This is a genomic window from Kitasatospora sp. LaBMicrA B282, assembly GCF_050325825.1.
GTDB lineage: Bacteria > Actinomycetota > Actinomycetes > Streptomycetales > Streptomycetaceae > Kitasatospora.
Genome location: NZ_JBNQTI010000291.1, coordinates 1 through 5,578, shown reverse-complemented (window position 1 = coordinate 5,578; position 5,578 = coordinate 1). Strand labels below are relative to the sequence as shown.

Sequence of the window (5,578 nt, the reverse complement as noted above, 5' to 3'; positions counted from 1 at the left end):
CCCCCCCCCCCCCCCCCCCCCCCCCCCCCCCCCCCCCCCCCCCCCCCCCCCCCCCCCCCCCCCCCCCCCCCCCCCCCCCCCCCCCCCCCCCCCCCCCCCCCCCCCCCCCCCCCCCCCCCCACGGCCGTCCACCCGAGCCACGGCAGGACGGCGCCGAGGCCGGGACGGCCCGGCTGTCGAGTCAGATGTCGGGTCAGGTGCCGGGTCAGATGTCGAGGAAGCGGACGTCCCTGGCGTTGCGCTGGATGAACGAGCGGCGGGCCTCGACGTCCTCGCCCATCAGCACCGCGAACAGCTCGTCGGCCCGGGCCGCGTCCTCCAGGGTGACCCGGGAGAGCAGGCGCAGGTCCCGGTCCATGGTGGTGACCCGCAGTTCCTCGGCGTTCATCTCACCCAGACCCTTGAAGCGCTGGATCGCGTCGTCCGTCCGCAGCCGGCGCCCGGCCTGCCGGCCCGCCGCCAGCGCGGCGTCGCGCTCGCGGTCGGAGTAGGCGTACTCGATCTGCTCCCACCCCCACTTGATCTTGTACAGCGGCGGGCGGGCCAGGAAGACGTGGCCGCCCTCGATCAGCGGGCGCATGAAGCGGAACAGCAGGGTGAGCAGCAGGGTGGCGATGTGCTGGCCGTCGACGTCGGCGTCCGCCATCAGGATGATCTTGTGATACCGCAGCCGGTCCAGGTCGAAGTCCTCGTGCACACCGGTGCCGAAGGCCGAGATCAGGGCCTGGACCTCGGTGTTCTGCAGCACCTTGTCGATCCGCGCCTTCTCGACGTTCAGGATCTTGCCGCGGATCGGCAGGATGGCCTGGGTGCGCGGATCGCGGCCCTGCTTGGCCGAGCCGCCCGCCGAGTCGCCCTCGACGATGAAGATCTCGCACTCGGCCGGGTCCTTCGACTGGCAGTCGGCCAGCTTGCCCGGCAGCGCGGTGCCCTCCAGCAGGCCCTTGCGGCGGGTCAGGTCGCGCGCCTTGCGGGCCGCGGCCCGCGCGGTGGAGGCCGTGATCGCCTTGCGGACGATGTCCACCGCCTCGCCCGGATGACGGTCCAGCCAGTCGGCCAGGTGCTCGTGCACCACCTTCTGGACGAAGGACTTGGCGACCGTGTTGCCGAGCTTGGTCTTGGTCTGGCCCTCGAACTGCGGCTCGGCCAACTTGACCGAGACGATCGCGGTCAGGCCCTCGCGGATGTCCTCGCCCGAGAGGTTCTCGTCCTTCTCGCGGAGCAGCTTCCGCTCCCGCGCATAGCGGTTGACCAGGGCGGTCAGCGCCGCCCGGAAGCCCTCCTCGTGGGTGCCGCCCTCGTGCGTGTGGATGGCGTTGGCGAACGAGTAGACGCCCTCGGTGTAGGCGGAGCTCCACTGCATGGCGACCTCCACCGAGAGCGCCCGGTCGGCCTCGGCCGCCTCGAAGGCGATCACGGTGGGGTGGACCGGCTCGCCCTTGCGGGCGTTGAGGTGGCCGACGAAATCGGCGATGCCGCCCGCGTAGCAGAAGGTAGCGGTGCGCGGCGGGCCGTCGGCCCCGTCGGCCGCGGTGGGGGTGCGCTCGTCGGTCAGGCGCAGCGTCAGCCCCTTGTTGAGGAAGGCGGTTTCGCGCAGGCGGCGGGCGAGGGTCTCGAAGGAGTAGCCGGTGGTCTCGAAGATCCCGCCGTCGGCCCAGAAGGTGATGCCGGTGCCGGTCCGGTCGGTGGCCTCGTGCCGGAGCAGCGCGGTGGTCGGCACTCCTGAGCGGTACTCCTGGGTCCAGCGGTGGCCAGCAGTGTGGATCTCCACCGCCAGGCGGGTGGAGAGCGCGTTCACGACCGACAGCCCGACCCCGTGCAGACCGCCGGAGACGGCGTACCCACCGCCGCCGAACTTGCCGCCCGCGTGCAGCACGGTGAGCACCACCTCCACCGCCGGCCGGTCCTGACCGGGGACGATCCCCACCGGGATGCCGCGGCCGTCGTCCACCACCCGCACCCCGCCGCCGGCCAGCAGCGTGACCTCGATCGTCGTGGCGCAGCCGGCCAGCGCCTCGTCCACCGCGTTGTCGACGAGTTCCTGGACCAGGTGGTGCAGCCCCCGTTCGCCGGTCGAGCCGATGTACATGCCCGGGCGCTGGCGCACCGCGTCGAGCCCGTCGAGGACGGTGATGGTCTCCGCGCCGTAGGCGCCGGGGGTCGTCGCCGCCGCATGGCCGGCGGTGGACACGGTGGGCTTGTCGGGTGTGGCGGGTGCGGCAGGCATGGCGGGCTGGTGGCGGTTGCCGGTCTCGGTCACGGAACACCCCTTCTGGCGCAGCACGAACCGCGCCCCCGCGTGCGGTCGCGGGAGCGGATGTCCGTGTGGCGCGTCGGTCGATCGACGGTCCGACCCCTGGCCTGCCCGCACCCGGCGGGGGCCGTCCCATCGGGGCCGGTTTTCTGATTCGAGCATAGGTGCCACGCACTCAGGATTGCCACCAGATTCAACAGAATGGCACCGTGAGTCTTCCAGCTCCCCCATGCCCTCATCCCCCCACGTGACATGGAGTCAAAAGCCTTCTGGTGGCCGTTTCTGGCCTCGCGGGGCCCGGTCGGGCGGTCGCGTCGAGAAAGTGCCGTCGGCGTGCTCGAGGAAGGCCGCGTGCGAGCCCGGGAAGGGGGTACGGGCACCTGTTGCGGGGTGGGTGCGGGAGAACGGGTGCCGCTCCGGACGGGGTCGCCACACCGAAGCGCACAGCCGTTGCGCCGGAGCCGCGGTAGGCCCGCGAACTGCGCGATCGCGGGTACGGTGTCCCGGTGCGGCGTCACCTGCGCAGGTGACGTGTTGGGGCGGGGGAACGGGGGCCGGGGATGACATCGGGGGACGGCGGGCGGTCGGGGGGCGGGCTGACCGGGGTGCTGATCGTGCTCGCGCTCGGGGCACTGATCGGCCTGCTCTTCGTGGAGCACGGGAACCACGACAGCGCACCCGGCACCGGGCCCGACCCGGCGGTCATCTCGCTGCCGCAGACGGTCGAGCAGAAACGCATGCTGGACCGGGACACCAACGCACGGGACAACCTCGACGAGGCCGGACTGCGGAACCCGGGCGAGGGCCTGCCCGGCCTGACCCACGCCGTCTACGGCGACGCCCCGGGGACGCCCGGCATCTGGGTGGTACTGATCTCCGGCAACCAGGACGGCCGGGCGAGCGACTGGCTCACCGCCAACTCCCCCGCCGCGCCCGCCGGCACGGTCACCCACCCGCAGCTGCGGATCGCCGGCACCGCCAGCTGCCAACAGGACCGGCAGGACTCCCGGACCACCTGCTCCTGGTACGACGCGAACGACCTGCTCGTGGTCGCCGGCCCGGCCGGCGCGGAGGCCGTCCAGCAGGTCCTGCTGCGCATCCACGACGGCACCGAACACTGACGGTGGGCACGCCACCGGGCGCTTGAGTACGCGTACTCAAGCGCCCGCTCCGGTGTCCGCCCGAGCATGGTCGGCATGGAAACAGCCATCCCGCGGATCGGGATCACCGCCGTCGGCGCGCAGTTGCCCGCCCGGCGCCTCACCTCGCAGGAGTTGCAGGACGAGGTGACGGCCGCCGCAGGCCTGCGCCTGCCGGAGCGGATGTTCGAGAAGGCCACCGGGATCGTCACCCGACACTTCGCGGCCGACGGCGAGTACGCGTCGACCCTGGCCATCGGCGCCGCGCGCCGGGCGCTGGCCGCCCGCGGCCTCGACCCGCGCGACATCGACCTGCTGCTCTACGCCTCGGCCACCCGGGACGTCTGCGAGCCCGCCACCGCCCACCTGGTGCAGGCCGAACTCGGCTCCCGTGCCCACGCGTTGGACGTCGCCAACGCCTGCAACAGCTTCCTCAACGGGATCGACCTGGCCCGCGCGATGATCCTGGCCGGGCGGGCCGGGCGCGCCCTGGTGGTGACCGGGGAGACGCCCAGCCGGGCAATGCGCCGGCGCCCGGACGGGCCCCTCGACTTCCGGGACGGGTTCGCCGGGTACACCTTCGGGGACGCCGGCGCCGCCGTGGTGGTGGAGCCGGTGGCGTCCGGCGGCATCCTGGACGTCGAGACCGAGACCGCCTCCGAGCACTGGACGGTCGGCGGGATCCCCGGCGGCGGCTCACGGCACCCGCGCGGCGACGAGTACAGCTACTTCCGCGGCGGCGGCAAGGAATTGCGCGGCGTCTTCGAGCGGATCGGCGGCGACATCCTGACCCGGGTGGCGGCCAGGACCGGCCTGGACTGGGACGCCTACGCCCGGGTGCTGGTCCACCAGGTGACCGTGCCCTACCTGGAACGCTTCGTCGAACTCACCGGCGTGCCGGCCGGGAAGCTGGTGCTCACCGTACCCGAGCTCGGCAATGTCGCCAGCGCCACGCTCGGCGTCCAACTGGCGAGGATCCATGCGGAGTTGTCACCCGGCGACCGGGTCCTGCTGGTCGGTCTGGGCGGCGGCGTCAGTCTGATGACGATGATCTGGGAGGCCTCGTGACCGCACTGTGGGTGGTGATCCCGGCCTACCAGGAGGAGGCCAGGATCGAGGGGGCCCTGCACGCGCTGGCCGCCCAGCTGGACCGTGACTTCACCCTCCTGGTCGTCGACAACGCCTCCACCGACACCACCACGGCCAAGGTGCGGGCGTTCGCCGAGCGGGCGCCGTTCCCGGTCGAGGTGCTGACCGAGGCCGAGAAGGGCGTCGGCTGCGCGGTCGACACCGGCTTCCGCCACGCCATCGCCAACGGCGCCCTGCTGCTCGCCCGGACCGACGCCGACTGCCTGCCGCAGCCCGGCTGGACGGCCGCCGCCCGGGCCGGGCTGCACCGGTGCGGCGGCCTGGTCTGCGGACGGATCACCGCCCGGCACGACGAACACGGACCCCTCGGGCGCACGGTCTTCCACCTGCTGGTGGCGCTCGGCGCGGGCTTCGGCCGGGTCCGGCCCGCGCACCGCCGCCGACACGGCTACCTGACGCCCTACCGGATGCACTCCGGCAACAACATGGCGATCACCGCCGAGCTGTACCAGGCCGTCGGCGGTATGCCGCGCCGCCCCTCCCCCACCGACCGGACCTTCATCAACCGGGTCCGCCGGCACACCACCGCGATCGTCCACCGCCGCGACATGGTGGTACAGAACTCCACCCGCCGGATCCGCGCCTACGGGCTGCTCGGCACCGCCCGCTGGTACCTGGAACGCGGCGCCGGCCGGCGCGGGGTGGACGTGCGTTGACGAACCCGACACCGGCCGACGGCCGCCCACTCCTGGACGCACTCGCCCACGCCCTGCGGACCGCCGGCCCCGAGCGCCCCGCCGTGCTGCGGCACACCCGCACCGGCAGCACCCGGGTCCAGCTCCGCCGCGGTGAACTCGCCGACCTCGCCGACCGGTACGCCGCCGCGCTGCACCGCCAGGGGCTGACCGCCGGGGAGACCCTGGGCGTCGCCGTCCGACCCGGACCCCGGGCGCTGGCCGTGCTGCTCGCCGCGCACCGGCTCGGCCTGCGCGTCGCAGTGCTCGACCCGGGCGCCGGGCCCGAGGTGCTCACCGCCCGGCTGGCGGCGGCCGGACCCGCCCTGGTGCTGGCCGACGCGGCCACCCAGGCCGCGGCC

General features: G+C 73.8%; 5 protein-coding genes. 4 read left to right on the top strand and 1 reads right to left on the bottom strand.

Annotated features, from left to right (window positions below):
* Window positions 1-205: 205 nt before the first annotated feature.
* Window positions 206-2,284, bottom strand: a complete 2,079-nt coding sequence (gyrB, locus tag ACQRUO_RS38330; RefSeq protein ID WP_428320807.1) for a DNA topoisomerase (ATP-hydrolyzing) subunit B — start codon at window positions 2,282-2,284, stop codon at window positions 206-208.
* A 530-nt stretch (window positions 2,285-2,814) separates the two neighbouring features.
* Here gyrB and ACQRUO_RS38325 point away from each other — a divergent pair.
* The 4 genes from ACQRUO_RS38325 to ACQRUO_RS38310 form a co-directional block, all read left to right on the top strand.
* Window positions 2,815-3,375 (top strand): hypothetical protein, encoded by a 561-nt coding sequence (locus ACQRUO_RS38325; RefSeq protein ID WP_428320806.1) that lies wholly within the window; start codon window positions 2,815-2,817, stop codon window positions 3,373-3,375.
* Window positions 3,376-3,450: 75 nt separating this feature from the next.
* Window positions 3,451-4,461 carry a 3-oxoacyl-ACP synthase III family protein gene (locus ACQRUO_RS38320; RefSeq protein WP_428320805.1) on the top strand — a complete coding sequence of 337 codons (1,011 nt, stop codon included), beginning with the start codon at window positions 3,451-3,453 and terminating at the stop codon, window positions 4,459-4,461.
* Complete coding sequence (locus ACQRUO_RS38315; protein ID WP_428320804.1) at window positions 4,458-5,198, top strand: glycosyltransferase; 741 nt, start codon at window positions 4,458-4,460, stop codon at window positions 5,196-5,198. Before ACQRUO_RS38320 ends, ACQRUO_RS38315 begins: the two co-directional genes overlap by 4 nt.
* A partial coding sequence (locus ACQRUO_RS38310; RefSeq protein WP_428320803.1) for an AMP-binding protein occupies window positions 5,195-5,578 on the top strand: 384 nt, incomplete at its 3' end. The genes ACQRUO_RS38315 and ACQRUO_RS38310, both read left to right, overlap by 4 nt.